This window comes from Portibacter lacus, assembly GCF_021533215.1.
Taxonomy (GTDB): Bacteria; Bacteroidota; Bacteroidia; order Chitinophagales; family Saprospiraceae; genus Portibacter; species Portibacter lacus.
Map to the genome: position 1 here is coordinate 111817 of NZ_JAJNKA010000015.1, position 18954 is coordinate 130770.

General features: G+C 37.2%; 13 protein-coding genes. 7 read left to right on the plus strand and 6 right to left on the minus strand.

Features of this window, described 5'->3' with window-relative positions:
* The first annotated feature begins 57 nt into the window (after positions 1-57).
* The 3 genes from L2586_RS20860 (at position 58) to L2586_RS20870 (ending at position 2132) form a co-directional block, all read left to right on the plus strand.
* Positions 58-537 (plus strand): Crp/Fnr family transcriptional regulator, encoded by a 480-nt coding sequence (locus tag L2586_RS20860; RefSeq protein ID WP_235294896.1) that lies wholly within the window; start codon positions 58-60, stop codon positions 535-537.
* 132 nt (positions 538-669) lie between these two features.
* Entirely contained in the window at positions 670-1077 is a 408-nt protein-coding gene (locus L2586_RS20865) for a DoxX family protein (protein ID WP_235294897.1), read from the plus strand.
* Positions 1078-1118: 41 nt separating this feature from the next.
* The gene (locus L2586_RS20870) at positions 1119-2132 is read left to right on the plus strand and encodes an LLM class flavin-dependent oxidoreductase (RefSeq protein ID WP_235294898.1); all 1014 of its coding nucleotides are present in this window, start codon (positions 1119-1121) and stop codon (positions 2130-2132) included.
* A 360-nt stretch (positions 2133-2492) separates the two neighbouring features.
* Here L2586_RS20870 and L2586_RS20875 read toward each other — a convergent pair whose 3' ends face one another.
* The 3 genes from L2586_RS20875 to L2586_RS20885 form a co-directional block, all read right to left on the minus strand.
* Positions 2493-3779: a DUF4861 domain-containing protein gene (locus tag L2586_RS20875; protein WP_235294900.1), complete on the minus strand. Its 1287-nt coding sequence runs from the start codon at positions 3777-3779 to the stop codon at positions 2493-2495.
* A gap of 2 nt (positions 3780-3781) precedes the next feature.
* Positions 3782-6520, minus strand: a complete 2739-nt coding sequence (locus tag L2586_RS20880; protein WP_235294901.1) for an exo-rhamnogalacturonan lyase family protein — start codon at positions 6518-6520, stop codon at positions 3782-3784.
* A gap of 100 nt (positions 6521-6620) precedes the next feature.
* Positions 6621-8042 (minus strand): glycoside hydrolase family 88/105 protein, encoded by a 1422-nt coding sequence (locus tag L2586_RS20885; protein ID WP_262914195.1) that lies wholly within the window; start codon positions 8040-8042, stop codon positions 6621-6623.
* A gap of 536 nt (positions 8043-8578) precedes the next feature.
* Here L2586_RS20885 and L2586_RS20890 point away from each other — a divergent pair.
* Positions 8579-9925 carry a glycoside hydrolase family 88/105 protein gene (locus L2586_RS20890; protein WP_235294903.1) on the plus strand — a complete coding sequence of 449 codons (1347 nt, stop codon included), beginning with the start codon at positions 8579-8581 and terminating at the stop codon, positions 9923-9925.
* Positions 9926-10020: 95 nt separating this feature from the next.
* Here the strand turns inward: L2586_RS20890 and L2586_RS20895 are convergent, their stop codons facing one another.
* A complete protein-coding gene (locus L2586_RS20895) occupies positions 10021-11817 on the minus strand; it encodes a hypothetical protein (protein ID WP_235294904.1) in 1797 nt (598 codons plus the stop codon).
* Positions 11818-11869: 52 nt separating this feature from the next.
* On the minus strand, positions 11870-13537 hold the full coding sequence (locus tag L2586_RS20900) for a right-handed parallel beta-helix repeat-containing protein (RefSeq protein ID WP_235294905.1): 1668 nt from the start codon (positions 13535-13537) through the stop codon (positions 11870-11872).
* A 970-nt stretch (positions 13538-14507) separates the two neighbouring features.
* Here L2586_RS20900 and L2586_RS20905 point away from each other — a divergent pair.
* A complete protein-coding gene (locus tag L2586_RS20905) occupies positions 14508-16013 on the plus strand; it encodes a hypothetical protein (RefSeq protein WP_235294906.1) in 1506 nt (501 codons plus the stop codon).
* Positions 16014-16294: 281 nt separating this feature from the next.
* Here L2586_RS20905 and L2586_RS20910 read toward each other — a convergent pair whose 3' ends face one another.
* Positions 16295-17212 (minus strand): IPTL-CTERM sorting domain-containing protein, encoded by a 918-nt coding sequence (locus L2586_RS20910; protein ID WP_235294907.1) that lies wholly within the window; start codon positions 17210-17212, stop codon positions 16295-16297.
* A 319-nt stretch (positions 17213-17531) separates the two neighbouring features.
* Between L2586_RS20910 and L2586_RS20915 the strand changes: the two genes are divergently transcribed.
* Both L2586_RS20915 and L2586_RS20920 read left to right on the plus strand, forming a co-directional pair.
* Positions 17532-17864, plus strand: a complete 333-nt coding sequence (locus L2586_RS20915) for a hypothetical protein (protein WP_235294908.1) — start codon at positions 17532-17534, stop codon at positions 17862-17864.
* Between the two features lie 12 nt (positions 17865-17876).
* Positions 17877-18896 (plus strand): alpha/beta hydrolase, encoded by a 1020-nt coding sequence (locus tag L2586_RS20920; RefSeq protein ID WP_235294909.1) that lies wholly within the window; start codon positions 17877-17879, stop codon positions 18894-18896.
* Positions 18897-18954: the final 58 nt, after the last annotated feature.

Consider the following 18954-nt stretch of genomic DNA (forward strand, 5'->3'; position numbering starts at 1 on the left):
ATACTTATGGATTAGCGCATATTTTTAGTGTGAGCTATAATATAGAGCAAAGTAAAATTGACATTGAAGACAATAAAAGTATTAAAAGGACAACTCCTTCAGAGCAAAGGTGATTTAAATTCTAAGATTTATATTATAGAAAGTGGTCTACTGCGTAGTTATACTATCGATGATAAGGGTAAAGAACATATTTACATGTTTGGACCTGAAAACTGGTTAGTTGCAGATAATTGTGAACCCAGTGTACCTTGTCAGCTATACATTGACGCCATAGAAGATAGTATTGTAAATGTTGCTCCTAAAGAAGAAGCAACAAAACAAGGAGCAGACATGGATGCAATCTTAAGAAGGCTAAATTCCATGCAAAACAGAATTGTTATGCTAATGAGTTCAACTGCCCGAGAACGATATTTACATTTTATTGAGACCTATCCTGAAATTCCTCAAAGAGTAACATTAAAAATGATTGCTTCTTACTTAGGCATTACACCTGAAGCGTTGAGTCGTGTTCGTAATGAACTTGCCCAAAGGAAATAATTCAATTCTGCTTCTTTATCTAATTGATTTGATTTAGTCTAAATTTTCTAACATTAAGAAGTTCTTGATTTACATCAATGCACAGGAAATCGTAAATCAGGAATTTTGTGTCATTAAGTAAAAAAAAATAAAATGACAAATCAAACAAACATCAAAGCATTTAACATTGGATTATGGATTGCACAAGCGTTACTTGCACTAATGTTTATTATGGCAGGCATAATGAAAGCTTCTCAACCTTTAGAAGTATTAGCAGAATCACTTCCATGGGTTACATCCACACCCTTAGGATTAATTAGGTTTATAGGTATAAGTGAAATATTAGGCGGATTAGGACTTCTGCTACCTGGAATTTTGCGTATCAAGCCTTTTTTAATAACATGGGCAGCGCTAGGGCTTGCTTTAGTTATGATTTTAGCAGCAGGATTTCATGCATCAAGAGGTGAATTTTCGAGTATTGGAATGAATATGATTTTAATAGCCTTAGCATTGTTTATTGCTTGGGGACGAAGTAAAAAAGCGCCAATCAATTCAAAATAACCTAATTAGCTTATTTTAAAATAAATTATATAATTGATTAGATGGAAATCGGAATAGACAGTTTTGCAGCCTCCCCTAATAACAGTGTGAATGGTTCTAAGTCATTAAGACAACTAATAGAGAGAATAGAATTAGCCGATCAAGCAGGTTTAAGTTATTTTGGAATAGGTGAACATCATAGGAAAGACTTTTTAGATTCTGCTCCTTCCATGATTCTAGCCTCAGCTGCAGCAAGGACAAAAAATATTAGGTTAGGTAGTGCTGTCACAGTATTAAGTGCATCTGATCCTGTACGTGTATTTCAAAATTATGCTACACTTGACTTGCTTTCGAACGGTAGAGCTGAGATAGTAGCAGGGAGAGGTTCCTTTACGGATGCTTTTCCGTTATTTGGCTTCAATCTGAATGACTATAACGATTTATTTGAAGAGAAACTGAATCTGCTTCTTGAGATTAGAGATAATGAGGTTGTTAACTGGGTCGGTAAATTTAGACCGGCACTAATGAATCAATCAATCTATCCGCGCCCACAACAGAAAAAAATGCCTATTTGGGTAGGTGTTGGCGGGACACCTTCATCCTTTGAAAGAGCAGGGAAACTTGGATTGCCTTTAATGGTTGCAATAATAGGAGGAGAAACTCATCGCTTTAGACCCTTGGTGGATTTATACAAGGAAGCTGGTAGAAAAGCTGGATTCGATGAGTCTGAATTAAAAGTGGGAATGCATTCAGTTGGCTATATTGGTAAAACAAGACAGGAAGCCGTTTCTAGTTTCTATCCAAGTTATAAAGAAATGTTTGATAAAATAGGACGAGAAAGAGGTTTTCCACCAGTTTCAAGAGCTGGATTTGATGCTCAGAATGGTTTAACTGGAGCACTACTTGTAGGCGAGCCAAGTGAAATTGTTGATAAAATTTTACGACATAGTGAAGCTTTAGGTGGAATAGATAGAATTACTCTACAGATGGATGCAATTTCAAATCACGAAACTTTGATGAAATCGATAGAACTAATTGGAGCTGAAATTGCTCCCAAATTAAATGGTAAAAATTGATCTATAAAAGAAGGTATAACGTATGCTTAACTTTTGTAACGTCTAATCCTGTTCTATCTGTATCATTGGTATTCTTAAAAAAGTAAGAGGAGGTTCCTGTTTTAGTTCAAGATGCAGAACCCGCTAAGATATACATAAAACAAGATTAATTTATTTTGCTATGGTAGCATTGAAAAATTAAAGTGAAGTTATTTCTAAGTTAAAAATGTTCTCAATATTTTCTTCTATTTTTAAGAAGGGTACTTTTTTATTGCACGCCGCTGGCAACTTCTAATAAAGAAGATGACAGTGGTGTGCGTATTTTAACACCACTTTACTTTAGGGGCCAGGAGACAAACCCCCAAAATCTCTAATTTACTACTATTTTACCTTTACTTGAACCTCCGCAGCCAATTGATTCGTAAGGTTCTTAAGATATTTTTCAAAGTAGGCTTTATCCGTAAATCCCTCGTCGCTAAGCTCCCAGCAAGCAACTGCATAATAAGTTAAAGGCTTGTTGTTTTCTACCTTTAACCTGGCCAGAAAAGTATTCGATAACCGTCCGGTCTTAGGTGCTTCCATATTTCCCAGATAAATATCTCGTGGAAGAATGATAGCCAACCCAAGCCACCATGTTTTATCATAGGTTTGTTGATCATGCGTGTAAAGCACGACGTATTTGTCGTTTTCTTCGTATGATTCAAGTGCCATCTCCGTGTTACTATTAACAAGCCCAACGACCAGCTCTTCATCTCCTTCCAATCCTGAAAGTTGAACAGTATTTTGGTATCCATACATTCCTGGCCAAATTGTCGTGTTTTCCTCAACGGCATAAGTCCTATCTTCAGATTTCCAATTGGTATATTGATAATTTAGTGCTGTTCGCACAGGTCCTTCTGTTACAATCTTAAAATTGGTTTTTTCGACATTACTCATCGTATCACCTTCGATGCTTCCGAGTCGAATAAGTTGATCACCGGCTTTAATGCCAAATCCACCTACGCCTACAGAATTCCCAACGGATAAAATGTCACGACCCCAATCTTCCATCACATGATAATTATCCTCCGTTTCTCCTTTATCATTAATACCTACATCTTCAGGTGAAATCTCAGGAGTCTTCTTTCCGAATACATCTTTCGAGTTTCTTCCATCCAGGTAGTGCCGAAATCCCACTTTATCATTTTCCCAAGTCGGCCCGTCGGTCTGGTACCTTTGAAAACCCATGACAAGGGGCAAGTCTTTGGCCGTTAATTCCTCATCGAGGGCTGGTTTTACGCGAATATCTGCTGCCAGTCGCTTTCCAAATCTCACACTAGTTCTTGCTGGAAAATTCGGAGGATCATTGACCCATTCTACAGTATAATTCAACTCTTTATTAGCTGGAATATCCACTACAAAAAATAGCTCATCCCATTTTTTATCACCATCCATGTCATCAAGCTGCGCAGGAAGCGTGTCGCCCGCTGATGTGATAATTAAAGGAAATAAATTCCCATCAGGTATCTTCGTTAATTGCTGTCGCGCTATGGAAATTGCTTTATCCTTTAGGTCAATGTTAGAACTGTTTTTCAAAACAAACGCACTTTTACCTGAATCGGTCTGACATTGAACTAAAATTAGAGCTGAAAAACAAAGCAAGAAAGGTTTTAAATATTTTATAGTCATGATTAGTTTTTTGAATGATTCAATTTTTGAGAAAAAAGCGGATGATCCTCGGGAAGCTGATCGCCCACTAATCCTAGTAATTCTATAGCGTTCAAACACCATTGCGCGGTGTTATTTGTAGAGACTCCTTTTACTTCATAGACGGGTCTCAACATTCCTGGCTCATCTACAAGTTCCATATTGAAATGGGTATATATGTTTTCCCAGTTGCTCTTTTTAAGAAAGTCGCTCCATGCCTTTACTGCCCAGTCTGCTTCTCCAGTGGAATTCGCATAATAAGCCGGAAGTCTTGCATACCATAACTCTGGATCTCCTAGTTTAGCGCGTCTACCAAATTCTTTTTCAACAACATCAGCTGGTTGCCCGTAAAGTTTGCAAAATTGTAACCATAGCTTATCCCACTTTTCATTCTCCAAAAGCGGAGTTAATTCGAATGCTATCTCCGGGCCACCCATTAGTACAGATAAATGAGAATATCCGATGTCGTTTTTATCGAGCTGATACAATTTAAAAGTAGCAGGATCGTAACCCATCGCCGCACCTTTTCCAGAAAAAAGTCCGTAGGGCATTTCGTATAAACTATTAACTCCTGTTAGAATGCGATCTCTATATTGATCATCGCCCGTTCGTTCCCATTCTGTCATCCAGTTCCCCACGAGGGCAATCCAATCTGGTCCCATACGAGCATGTGTCGGATATTTACTTTTATCCAATATCAAACGCAGAGGATCCAGTTCTCCGATGGCTGTATTAGAAGCTTCTACTGATTCGCGCATCAGATCACCTGTTCGTTCATCACTGGTCAAGTAATAATAAAATCTACTCAAAGCCGCCTGCGAAATTCTTACTTCTTTTGCGCCACCGCCCCAATGTCGGACATTATGTCTAGATCCTAGTCCCGCAAGTCGGCCTAGGTGATAAACATCCACTTCTCCAGTATGTCTTGTCATAGCTTCTGCCATCCGGAAAATATCTTCACTTCCAGATCTCAAGAATGAATACCATAACCACATATTGGGCACCAACTCACTATTATCCCAAGCATAGCCACCTACATCATATTTCCATACATGTCGTTCTTCGTCATAAGCGTGCATTACATCTCCATAATCCCAGTATCCGTACCACTTGCGTTGTTCTACCTCTAGTTGATAATACTTAAATGCGTTATCTAATTGGTGTTCTATCCATTGTTTTCCTTTAGTACTTCTGTCGGGCAAACTCCAGGCTCCGAAAACTGGAATGCTATGAATGTATTCCGGTGATGCTACTAATAGGGGAGGATCGTTACCTACCTCTACAAGTGCATTCAGGGTTTCTATAGTAGGTACATCTGAAGAGGCAAATAACAATATTTCACTGGTTCTGGCTACACCAGTTGGTGTACTTAATCCAGGTTGAACATCTTCATAACTGGCTTCGAGACCATGGCCCCAAGCGAGTGTGTCGTAATGCCTCATATCCATTTCTGGTCCATCGGGTGACCAAAACCATGCTTTTAGTTTGGCCTTTTCTGTTTTTGCATCGCGAACTTCCAGTGCAGCTGGAAAAGATTGCCAGAAGTTTCGAATGCAAACCGCCAATCCACCTGATACATCTCCTGCAAACACCAATCCTGATGAGCGCCCACCTGCGCCTGCATCTATCCAAGCACTTTGGTCATTTATTCTTTTTCTAACGCTAAAGCCATCAGCATTCCCTTGAAATAATTTGAAATCATTCCATGAAGCCCAATGATCTAAAAAAGATTGTTCACGTTCAGAAAAGGTTTCCTGCTGCGGAACACGTTCTCCTCTTAATTGTCTGGCATACATTTCCTTGTCAGCAAGTTGGCGTCGACCGACCATAGGTTGGATTGGTTCAGACCAGAAGCCACCGTCTTCACCAGAAAAACGAATATGTCTGTTTTGAATTTCTTCATCCATTGGAACATCAAAAACAACTCCTAATCCTCGGATGAAATCTTTGTTTTGGTCACCATCGTAAATGATGGTATGAACCATTTTTACGGTTTGCTGACCGGAATAGAAATACATTCGGATGATGAATGGTAAAAATTCCCTATTCCCTGAAGTCGAAATATGATTTCCTTCTATTTTAACAACAGACCGCACTGGTCCTGACTGTTCTACGGTCACTTTCTCAATGTTGCCGATGAATTTTTCTTTTGTAGGCTGAGCACCGAATTCTTGTGCTGGTCCATCCTGAAGGATGCAAACCAATTCACCTCCAGAAGAAACCTCCAGGTTATTAATTTTGATAGAATTGATGATTTTGCTTCCTTGGCGAGGAATTTCGCATTGTAATACTCCCGTATTGATGAGCACAACATTTTCGGCTTCAGTTACTTGAATTTCCTCATTCGGATGATTAGAATTATTCGTTGGTTGAAGTTGGAAGGTAGTACCTGATCCTTTTTCTATAACGGTACTTAATCCTACCCATTTCATAGAGCCATCTGGCCAGTAAGCTAATGGCCAGGATTGTACCATCATCGAATTACCATTAGAATCTTTTAGTGAATAATCACTATCAACTGGAACGGTTCCTTTTTCGAAAGGCACTCCCCAGCTTACTCCAGTTGTTATATTGGGCTTTTCATCGCCAAGCCATTTTAGCTCGACAGGCGTGTCAACTTGTGCGTTAACCATTGGAACGAAAAGACTATTAAATGCGATAAAGTGTGCAAGAATTATAACGATGCTCCAAGCCTTATTCTGATAAAAAGAGTTCTTTGACATATTGGTTTTGTTAATTTAAAATACAAGTATTGTTTACAATTAAGCCACACTAACAATGAAGGTGGAATAGAAATTTTGCCAATCAGGCTTTTACTGCTGACTAATGATGATCACGTACACCATCTTTTTCCATGTAAAAGATGGCTGCATCCGTTTCGATCTTTTCCTTGTAAAACATTAAAGCACTATCGTTCATCTTAACGGTTTGATTATTTAGTAAACGATATATTTCTGCGCCTGCAAAAATAAGAGGCCCGTAACCGTGACCGGCCGCAATATTTACCGGTCGGTAGTAGTAGAATGCTGGGTCAAATCCCATTCCTGTACCGACACAAGTGCCTTCTATTTCACCACGTTCATTAACTTTCGTCGTCACACCGTGCCAGCCTAACATAGTTTGCGGTCCATAGGCCAACATGTTAATCCAACCTTCATTAATCGCCTTAGCCATGCAATACACATAAATTGCACTTGCCGATGTTTCTAAGTAAGAATCGTTTTTATCTAAAAGTTGATGCCATAGTCCTTCGCTTGATTGGTAAACGGATAGTCCTTGAATATGAGCTTGTAATAAAGTTAGAACTTTATCGCGGCCTGGGTAACCTACCGGAATAGCATCTAATACCTCTACTTTGGCAAGGAGTGCCCAGCCATTTGCTCGTCCCCAATGAAAAGCAGGATGTGGATTCATCGCTTCTACCCAGCCATGGCGATATAAACCTTTCTCAGGCATGAACATTCGATCAGCAAATAGCAAAACTTGCTTGATCGCTTCGTCGTAATATTTAGTCTCGCCCGTTAGTTTTCCCATCTGAGCAATAACGGGTACACCCATAAACATATCATCTAGCCAGACGGTATTTTTTTGTGGTCGATTTCGAGCGAATATTCCATCATCCATTCGATACTCTTTATTCATAATGAAATCAAAGTAACGATCCATTACCTCCTGCCCGTTAAATTCAATGCCAGCCATTTTTGCCTTGATCATAGCTGTACACATCGCGCCAGCATCATCTAACGCTTCTGGGCGTAGCATCTGACGCATTTGCGGATCGGCCTCTTTATTGTCTTTCGGGAGCACTTCTAAGAAATACGGTGCTACTTCGGTTAGAAATTGAAACCGGTTTTCAACATATTTTTTATAGCGATCATCACCTGTGATTTTAGCAGCATTCAGCATCGAAGCATAAGTAACTCCCCACATATAATTAGTGATGCTGAACGTTCCTTGATTAATGATAGAATTTTGGTCAACTTGTTTATAATCGGTGATTGGTTTTTTAGTGTTTTTATCCAGCACACCTACAGGTGTTGCTTCCTCGAGGAAGTAAAGCACACGGTCTATTAATGCTTTCACGGAATCCGGACTGGTTTCCCCATATGGTGTATTGTAACCAGGCTTTGCTAAGTACAATTTGGTAGAGGCGTCTACTTTTTTTGTATCCACATATTGAGCTTCTATATTTGTTGTTACCAGGCCAAGAATACAAATAAGGAATAGGGTAAAATTTGATTTCATATTATTATGTTTTGTTTACTTCAATTTTAAAAACCACTTTCTCCACTCGATGTCAAAGAGGTGTGCGGTTTGAACTGATCAATAACTGGCGATTAACATACAAAAATTTACCTACATCAGAAGAAATAATCAAGGGTCTAATTATAAAAATGTCAAATTTCGTATCGTGAAAGGTGTGAGACATGATATTTATCTCGGTATCTGGAATTAAATAAAATAGTTCAAAGAGGTATTGTGGTCAATCTTTTACAATAGCTATTCCTAATCTCTCACCCAACAGTCACATGATTAAGCCATAATAGCTGGTAGAAATCGAAAATGGTAACATCTATCAATCAATTAATATTGATTTCTATTTTTTTGCCAAGACTACGTCCTTAAAAATTCAATGATTTCATTTTAATTTTGTATTCTTAGAAATTATTCAGAATTCTTGACTAAAAAAGCAGAATAAACAGTAATTAAGTTTGGCACTTTAGGCAAAATGAATTCATTTTTTCAATTTTTTATTGAAACTAAAACGAAATACATTGAACATGAAAACATTACGAAGTACATTATTTATTGGCTTGCTCATAGGCAATACAACGGGTCTAATTTCTCAGATAAATGATGTGAACACACCCTTACACCTTATGCAACCAGATTATCCAATTCCATATGGAGCTCCACAGATAGATGATGTCACCGCAGTCTTAGATCGAGTGTACAACTTTCTAGATTCAGAAACCGCTTCGAAGATCATTGATTCCAAGACTCAGAAAGAAGTCATGGATTATTCGAAATTGGACAGGAATTCAATTTTAGAACCTGGACTTTTTAGATTGACAAGCTACGAATGGGGCGTTACTTATGCAGCTATGTTATTAGCTTCAGAGGCGACTGGCGATGCTAAGTATGCAAGTTATACGAATGAACGACTTAAACTCATCGCTGATATCGCTCCGTTTTACAAAGATAAACTGAAAACGGATCGCGATTATCCATCGCCGATCTTGTCTACATTACAACCGCATGCATTAGATGATGCAGGTGCAATTTGCGCAGCGATGATTAAAGCTCAGCAAGCTGGTTTGCAAGCAGATCTGCGTCCATTGATTGATCATTTAATTGACTATATAAGCAACAAAGAATATCGTTTTGCTGACGGAACTTTGGCAAGAAATCGTCCGAAACCTAACACGCTTTGGTTAGATGATTTATTCATGAGTGTTCCAGCACTTGCTCAGATGGGCAGTTTGACTGGAGAAAAGAAGTACTTTGATGATGCCGTAAAACAAGTAAAGTTGTTTTCGGAACGCATGTTTCGAAAGGAGAACAATCTTTATATTCATGGCTGGGTTCAGTCCATGGAAAGTCACCCAGAATTTCACTGGGCAAGAGCTAACGGTTGGGCGGTGATGACATTGGTCGAATTACTAGAAGTATTGCCGAAAGAACATGAAGGTTATGAAATGGTACTCAACCAACTCAAGTCTCACATCAAAGGATTAGTTCGCTTTCAGGATGGTACCGGTTTCTGGCACCAATTGATAGATCGCAGCGACACTTATTTAGAAACATCGGCAACGGCGATTTATACCTATGCAATTACGAGAGCCATTAACCGAGGTTACATTGATAAAGAAGCTTATTCCCCGGCAGCGATTCTGGCCTGGAATGCAATATCGACGAAAGTCAATGAAAAAGGGCAGGTGGAAGGAACATGCGTTGGAACAGGAATGGGTTTCGATCCAGCGTTTTACTATCATCGACCGATTCATGTTTTTGCAGCACATGGATATGGTCCAGTAATGCTCGCAGGTTCTGAAATCATTCTATTATTGAAAAACAACGAATTCGAAATTAACGATAGTTCCTTGCAGTTAAAAGCTAAGAAATAATTAAGAAAATCCTATTAAAAAAGCTCACCGATTACTTCGGTGAGCTTTTTTGTTTATGACTATTTCTGAAGAGTTCTGCCAATAGCAGACTTCCATTATTCTATGGTGATTGTATGTTTGAATGGAACCAATCCTGTAATATACAGATGCATCCCTTTACCTTTTATAGATCCGAAATGCGTGGAGTACACTTCACCATCTATTCTGCTAACCCGCATGTGTTCAGACTTTCCTGGACCTACTTTTATCGTGTCGCCACCTGAACTATAGGTAGCATAGCCTTCATTCAAAAAGTAATCTATTTCATTCTCATCCGTTTCATCATCATCACTGTAACCTTTGGAAACACCTTCTAGCACGCCACCTGCTCTGAAGCATAATTCCAGCGTTACTTCCACGTTTTCTTCACCGGTGATATCAAGGTCGATGGAGAAAGCACCATCATCTTCCGTTACCTTGATCTCTGAATTAAATTCCAAGGTGTCTTTCGGTCGCTCGTCGAAACTCATCTTACTCCAGAAACGTCCATCTAGAGATTCTGTAAGTTCATAATCACCTGCTTTATTGCGCTTGCTTGCTGGAAGTGGGTGATAATAATAGGCTTCTTTTTTCTCCGACAACAGATAATCATTTCCTTCTATGCGTAGACCATCACTTCTGAAATAGCCCATACTGAAAAAAGAAGATGATAATCGCGCGTATTCTAAGACCGCTTCACCTTTTCTGAAAGTAAAGAAAGTCGGGTTAGTAGACCGACCAGATGCAACAGTCAGTGGTTTGTCCGTACCACCAAAAATAGAAGCAGTAATATCTCCTCTCTTTATTCTGACAAGATTCGATGCTTTAAGATGTTTAGTATAATCCTCTGGTAGTTTTGCACTTTTCGGCATCTCCTGACTTAACATTTGGTTCGCCATAAAATGGGGTAGAGCTGAGGACAGCACTATCCGATTAAAGTCTCTCAGATCTTCGATTTTTCGAGCGATGGCAGCAAAGAAGCCACTGTTTTCATGGATTGCCATAAATCTATAGATGCGATAAAACCGAGTAATAGAAATCGGTGCATATTTATCCTGCCTTCTTGAATCTAAGGCTACCAGTTCTCCATCCGCTTCCATATAATAAAATGTAGAATCGATATTTTTACTGACATTTTCAAATAATTCAGGCCGATTAAGAATTTCACCGAGGTGAATAAAAGCTGAATTTTCAACGACTGAATAGTTTCTGCTTCTCTCTGGATATTGGCCATCTTCGTTCATATAGATACCTTCTGCTAACCATTCGTCGATTCTATCTAGATATTTCTGGTCTCCAAATATCGCGTACAATTGTGCCAGCACGGAACTGATGACCCATCGATGGTTCGGTGTGTGAACGCCACCAGTTCGAAGGCCTTCGCCTGCTTTTAACAGGAAGGTTTCTAGTTTCTTTTTTACATCTGCTAATTCAGTGAAATCTTCATTACTACTGAGAATATGATATGCAGGACACAGTGATTCTAGTAAAAATGCAGTATCCGGAGGTGATTTTCTATTACCACCAGAATCCAAGGTGCCATTAGGATATTGCAGTTCATTTAGTCTAGAAATAATTTGGTCTAGTGCCTCCATCACTTTTGGTGATCGAAAGTTGGAAGATTTTGGATGGCAATAACCTGCAGAAAGGGCGGCGACTCCACCACTTAGTCTCCTGTAATATTGCCATGCCATCGGATTATCCATACTTTGTAGATAATTAGCAACATATTTTTCATTGGCTTCAAGTAATTTAGCCATGAAAACTTCATCGGTCTCTCGCTCATTATTCTTATCCATGCTATAGAACTGCAATGGTATGAAGGTAGAAGCTAGTCCAAGTGCAGTGGTTTTTAGAAATTCATTTCGGTCCATTTTATTAATTTTTCTTAGTGTTATTTTAGGTCAATGTTTATTTCGCAGACGATCACTTTAAGCGCATTACTTTTTTCTGGATAGACTGAGAACCAGTTGAATTAGAGATGTTTAGTCGGTAGAAATATAATCCAGCGTCGACCGACTGGCCGAAGTCATTCTCGCCATTCCAAGAAACAGTAAAGGTTCCAGCACTCTGGAATTGCTTAGTCAGCGTTCGAATTTTCTGCCCAGAGATATTATAGATTGACAGATCTATGTTACCCGACTCTGTCAATGTATAATGAAAGTTAGTGAGCGAATTAAAAGGATTCGGGTAATTCTTCAACAGCGCAATTTTATCATTTACTTTTTCTTCCAGGGTCTCGATACTGCTTAGATAATTGGTTTCAATAGCGCCCAAGTCAGGTGCATTGCCATAAAATGGAAAACCGATATCTACTCCTGCATCATTAATTGCACTTCCTTCGCTCGGTCGCATAAAATCAATGGCTGGCAGACTTCCGTCGGAATTTCTCGGACTAGTTAATAAACTATGATCGAGACTTATAAAATCATCATCGGTTAGCGTTATTGGTAAACTGAATGAATTGTATTCTGAGGTATTTTGTGTAGTATCGATGTAGGCAGTATGTGATCCGAAGCCATACGGCTTGTAACTCAAGTTGTTTTTAAGAACATGATCATAACCATCTACCCAGATATCATCTGACTCTGGGCTTTCGCGGTTCACCATATTGAAATTAGAATTATTCAAATATGCGGAATTATTATACCAGTCGTTTCCAGCCAGATGATGATTAGAATAAAACCCGCTGGCTTTATTGCGCACAGCAATGCAAAATCTAACGGTATTTCTAGGTACTGGATTTGGAATTTTATCTGCGGTATCATACGCATATCCACCAGCTTTGAAACCATTGCCATCACCTAGACTTTGGAAGTCGGATGAAAATCCATTATAGAAAGCCCAGCAGTTTTCAAAAAGTACAGCTTCGTCAGCTCGGATGATATCAAAACCGTCGTCACTATTGAACCAAGCACGGCATCCTCGAAATACATTTCCTGTACTACCAGGGTTAGGATGACAACCAAAACCATCTGTATTACTTCCCTTACCATCTTCCGAAACATTGTCATGATTTCGATAGGCATCACAATTCAAGAACAAGTTATTACCACCCCTGAAATGTCTTAAAGCCGTACCGATATTATCATGCATACTGATCGCTTCGAAAATATTGTTGTCGCCTTGACTGTATATACAGTAAGACTCCGTGTGAGAGGTTATGGTAACTTGCATACCAGTCATTTCTAGACCTTTGATATGAATGTATTCAGTCCCTCTATCCACCCATATGCCGACCATGCGATGATCCGCAAGAGCCACGTCAGAAAAATCAAAAATAGGCGTTTCTCCAGGATATGCCCAGTATTTAATCGTTTGTCCAGGAAGACCACTTTTGTCTAAAGAACTAACACAAGCAAATAGATCCTGCTGAATTTTCGAGACCTGATCTTCTCGGACTTGGTATAATCCACCACGAATAAATACTGTATCTCCAGGGCTGGCTAATTCTTGTGCCTTCTGAATCGACTCAAGTGGCTGAGAAATGCTCCCAGGATTTGCATCATCTCCATCTGCTGCTACATAAATCTGAGAGAAGATAGAAGTCGTTCCTAATAGGATGAAAAGCAGAAGAGAAAAAAGTGATTTCATGATCAATAATATTTATAATTTTATGCTTTAATCAAAAATAGCCATCCTACTAATTTCCCATTATTCACATCTTGTGAATAGAGCTGAAGTAAAAGGAGTATTCCCTTTCGCGTCATCAAGGTCAATAGAAGCTTAATTCAGGATGGCATGTTGGTATACCGAAAGGTGGCTATTGTAATGGTGTCGCTCGGATCCAGATTCGCAATATTATTCCTGAATGTGCCAAATTTTGCTTGAATATGACTGAATATTCTGAAATATGCAAACAAAAAGAGGACTTTTGCTACTCGATACAAAGAATAGTTTGTGAGCTAAGTTGAGCTTTGGTTGCAAACACAGAATTCGTAAGAAAAGAGTCGTAATTCCATTATGAAATATTTATAAGTGGAATGTATATCAGAAAGTGGAATAACGTATATCGAAAGTTGGAAGAGTCGTAAATCGAAAGTTGGAAGAATTATATTCGGAAAGAATAGGGTAGAGGCGCAGGTCAATGTTAGATTTAAATTCAACATTTAAACTTGAGTTTATTGAGTAATAGCAGGACTTAAGCAAGCTTAATTATGAAAAAAGTGTTGTTGTAAAATAATCGAAAAGCATTGCAAAAATAAATATACAGGAAGTGAATACAAGAATTAAAATATAACGGAATTGAGAAAGTTGGAATGATGTATATATATTAGTGTGGATAAAATGACGTTATGCATAAGCAATCTATAAAGAACATCAAAATGGAACTAATCTGAATTGGAATTCATTTATATATTAAATAATTTCGTATATGAGTGAATTTTTACAGCAGTTTGATAATAGAGAACTTTCGCTCTTTGCATTGATTGGCATATTCTTATTTAGCGTCATCTTGTTTAAGAATACTAGAGCTTCGACAATAAGAATTATCAAAATTTTGTTTTCAGGTTCTATACTTACCATATTACTTCTAATTAGTCTCTATTTCACGACAGCCTTATTGGCATTACAAATTGCTGGATTTTGGGAATTCTACTTATTGAAAAACTCTTTACTTTGGTTAGTGACTGTAGGCTTCTTGGGAATACTCACTTTGGATTTAAAAGCAGTATCAAACAATACGTTCAAAAAGTTTTTTAAAGATATATTTAAAATAACGATTGTCTTTGAATTCATAACTGCAACATATGTATTCAGCTTTGGAATCGAGATGCTTATCTTATTAATATCGATTGTTCTAGTGCTGCTAAAATTATTTACAGAAACAAAATTAAGATACGATGGCACATCAGAATACCGTGGTTTTCAAAGATTCTTGAATTTTGCCCTAACTTCAATTGGTTTTATAATCATATGGCATACTTCTAAAAGTCTAATTGAAAATCCATCAACTTTGTTATCACTCAAAAAACTTAAAGAATTCATATTACCATTAATTCTGTCTCTGCTGTATGCTCCACTTTATTGGCTAATTATCTGTGTGACTGCCTACGAAACATCATTTAAAAGAATACAGTATAGTGCAACCGATAATCGAATTAATCTATTTAACAAAATCATAGTATTTTTAAGATGTGGCTTGAGTATAAATAGACTAAAGAAATTAGAAAATTCAACCAATACATTTCAAGGAAATCAAAAAGAACTAAGGAGTTATATTCGAAATATATCTTTTTCGAGGTCAACTGGACTTTATAAATTTCAATATGGAAGACTTACTGAACTTCAATCAATGCCAGGGTCTGGCTCAATTAATGATATAATTCAATCACTTGGATGGAGCCGTAATGAGATTCATGTCGTACATCTTTTTGATTCTGACATTTTCGAGTTTATAGGATTTAAGATTTTGTCGAAAAAGCCAATATTTGCTCAAACAAGAGATGGAGTAAAAAATCTCCATTTTAGTGTTTTAAATACAACGATTGAAAAAATAGATTGGAAGACTGAATATTCTGCTGATAACGTTGACGACATTCTAAACGAAGGTATACTAAATGGTGATTTGAAATTAGAATTTCTTCAAAAAGTGATTTTACTCACAAAAATCTCATCACACAAATACTATTGTTCAGAACTAGAAATGAGTTTTATTTTTAGGGATGAAAAACTTATACAATTCGAACACATCGAGCATTTAGAAAGCTCCACAAAGTGGTTAAGATCGTTGAACACTGATATGTACGAAGGAATGGTGAAAGAAGCTGAAATTTATCAAAAAAGTAAGAAGGATGTTGCTAATGAAGTTAACAAACAAAGTGAGGCTCTAATATTAATACCTAAAGCAGTTGAAAACGAATACATCAAATTGCATCGCACAAAAATCGGAAATACAAGTTTCTATAATTTGAGAGCGGCACATTATCTCCCACCTTTAGATAAAAACGAATTCCTGAAAGTCAATTCTGGTCGATTTAAAGAAATTGATAAAAACACATTTAACGTCGATAAATTTCTCTACTTTTTCAATGAACAAGATACTTTGTACAAGTCAATGGCATGCTAACATCAATATGCCTATGCATAACAGGATGCGATGACTTCATTTCTCGTTCCTCGAAACGAAGCATGCATCAGATCCGTTATGAACAAGCAAAACAATATAGATGCTAACTTTCACCATTTAAATCAACCATTATTCATATAATTAATTACCAGTATTATAAACCGAATATCAATATCACGGAAGACAAAATAAAAGATCTAATATCGAAAATGAAAGACAATTAAAATTAAATGTGTGATTCCTAATCACATCACTTATAAAAATTGTCACGCTCAAATATTCTAAGCTAATTTTATTTTTGAAGAAGCCCCTTCCCTTAAATAGTTCACAGCAAATATTAATAGCAAAAGCGAGAGAATAATCATTCCCCATTGCCCCAATGTAGGTACAGCCGCAGGCATATTTTCAAATACATTATGGCTGATCCACTGATTTGCATTTCTATCATAAATCCAAACTAGATTATTAGAATAAGCAAAATTAAATCTATCTGTTCCCGGATAAACAGCTCCTAAAGAAGTGCTCACATCAAAATCTCCAGAATTCTTGTCAAACCACAAAACTTCGCCACTTACATAATCGTATAATCCAAGTTCTGCACCTATGCATTCACCGTAAACAATACTAGTACTATTAATATTTGAAATTGGAGTTGTAACTGGAATAGAAAGTGTTAAAGTTCTAGTTTGCATTCCAGTGGATCCATCATAAAATACAACAGGGTTACTGCCATTCCAAATTATAATTTCATTGAGATCAGAATCAAAACTTGCACAAGCTTGACTGTTTGCTGGAACAGGATTCAAATTAAACATAGATGAACTACCGATTGGAAGACCATTTGCATCTATATCAATTTTTGTTACTTGTCCTCCTCCGATTTCATTTCCGAAAGCCATCACAGTATTATTATCCCAAAACAATCCTCTCCAATCATCGTTAGAAGCATTGCTTGAAATTAAAAGTCCAGTTCCATCATATACATCTAATGGATATGAACCTGAACCTGCATTTACGGAATAATATAAATCATCAACTGGATTATATGCTAACGCAGATCGATTATCAGTTCCTCCAGAAGAACTTGATAGCATCACATCATTTGTGATGTTTGTATTAACTGTACATTGACCAAAGTTGTCAATTGATAGTGCCAACAATAGTATAATGAAAATTAATTTTTTGAAGATTATGCTCATAAAAGTCGATTAAATTTGGTCTTGCAAAAGCAAGATAGTTATTTTTAAAACATTTAAGCTGTTTGGGACCTGATTAGTTAAATGTATAATTGGACAAGGTTTCAACTTTTAACACTGAATTAGTAAAATCTTGCTAAAATGATGTAAGAAAATAGCATATTTCTATAACTTTAACAAGGACTAACATTCTTAAAGATTAGCCAGTTCATAACATGCCACGATCGCATAATCCTTCCTTCGGTCGGACTCTGGATGCGGCTGAAACGTTGTAACACATTAAAGGAGATATAACTTAATAACTTTTTAAAACTGATGATTAATGAGTAATGGTATAAAAATTATAAGAACTTGGAAAGGCTGGACCACAATAGAAAATGGACCTATTTATGAAGATATGCTTATCAATGAGGTCTTTCCTACAGTGAAAAGGAATGGTGTTGACGGATTGGAAAAAGTGAGCATTTCCACAAAGAAAATGAACGATGAAGTAGAATTTTTCCTCGTTCTTCAATTTGACTCAATAGATTCAGTAAAAATATTTTCTGGTGAAAATTATGAAAAAGCATATGTACCTGATAATGCAAAACGAGTATTAAAAAGATATGACAGCAAAGCAGAACACTATCAATTAAAAGGAGAGTTATTTTTATAAACAATCACATTAATGATAAGAATATCTAAAAATCTATTAGGAATCTTGATATGGACATTTTTATCCTGCACCCATAATCAGAAACCTGTGGAAGCATCTGAACCAAATACAGCTGACAAAATTATGTATAGAAACATTGAATTCAAGTCACAGGGAGCAATGTTAAGAGGGAGATTATATCTACCAGAGATTAAGTCGGATAAAAGCCCTGTTGTCATAATGGCTCATGGATTTACAACTACTATTAATGGGATGACAGCCGATAAGTATGCGGAGAAATTTAGCAAAGCAGGTTTCGCTGTTGCATTATATGACCACAGAAATCTAGGAATAAGCGATGGAGAACCACGTCAAGAAATTAATTTTTGGGTACAATCCAGAGGCTATATTGATGCAATTGATTTTATTTCTTCTCAACCTGAGATCAATGCCAATAAAATTGCCGTTTGGGGAGCAAGTATGAGCTCTAGAGAGGCTTTTTTAGCAGGTACAATGGACGAAAGAGTTAAAGCTGTAATTATGATGATTCCTGCACTTGGTGAAGAAATACCAATAGAAGATAAAGACCGTAGTTCATATTCTTTTGCGAAAGAAACGCTACTACTTGACGACATTAAGAGTTTACCGCATACAACTACAGAGCAAATGCCAATTGTCTCAATTGACCAATTAGGAACACCTTCAGTATTGACCGATTTAACAGCATATAATTGGTTTATAGAATATGGTGGTCGGTTTGGTACTAATTGGAAGAATATAGTTTCATTTTCAAACATTGAAGTTCCAGATAACTTCAACCTTGGTCAACTTACAGATAAATTAAAGGCTCCAATATTAATGGTTGTTGCGACCGATGATGAAATGCATGGTGCTAATCCTCAAGTGACTAAATATGTATTTGATCATATCAATCAACCAAAAGAATGGTTAGACATTGATGGAGGACATTTTGGATTACTATATTATCCTAGTGAACTATTTGATAAATCGAGTAAGGCGCAAATAGAATTTCTACTTAAATATTTGAAATAAAAACGTGTTACAACAATGTATATAGCGCATTGAAACGCGCCATATACTCACCGTTACT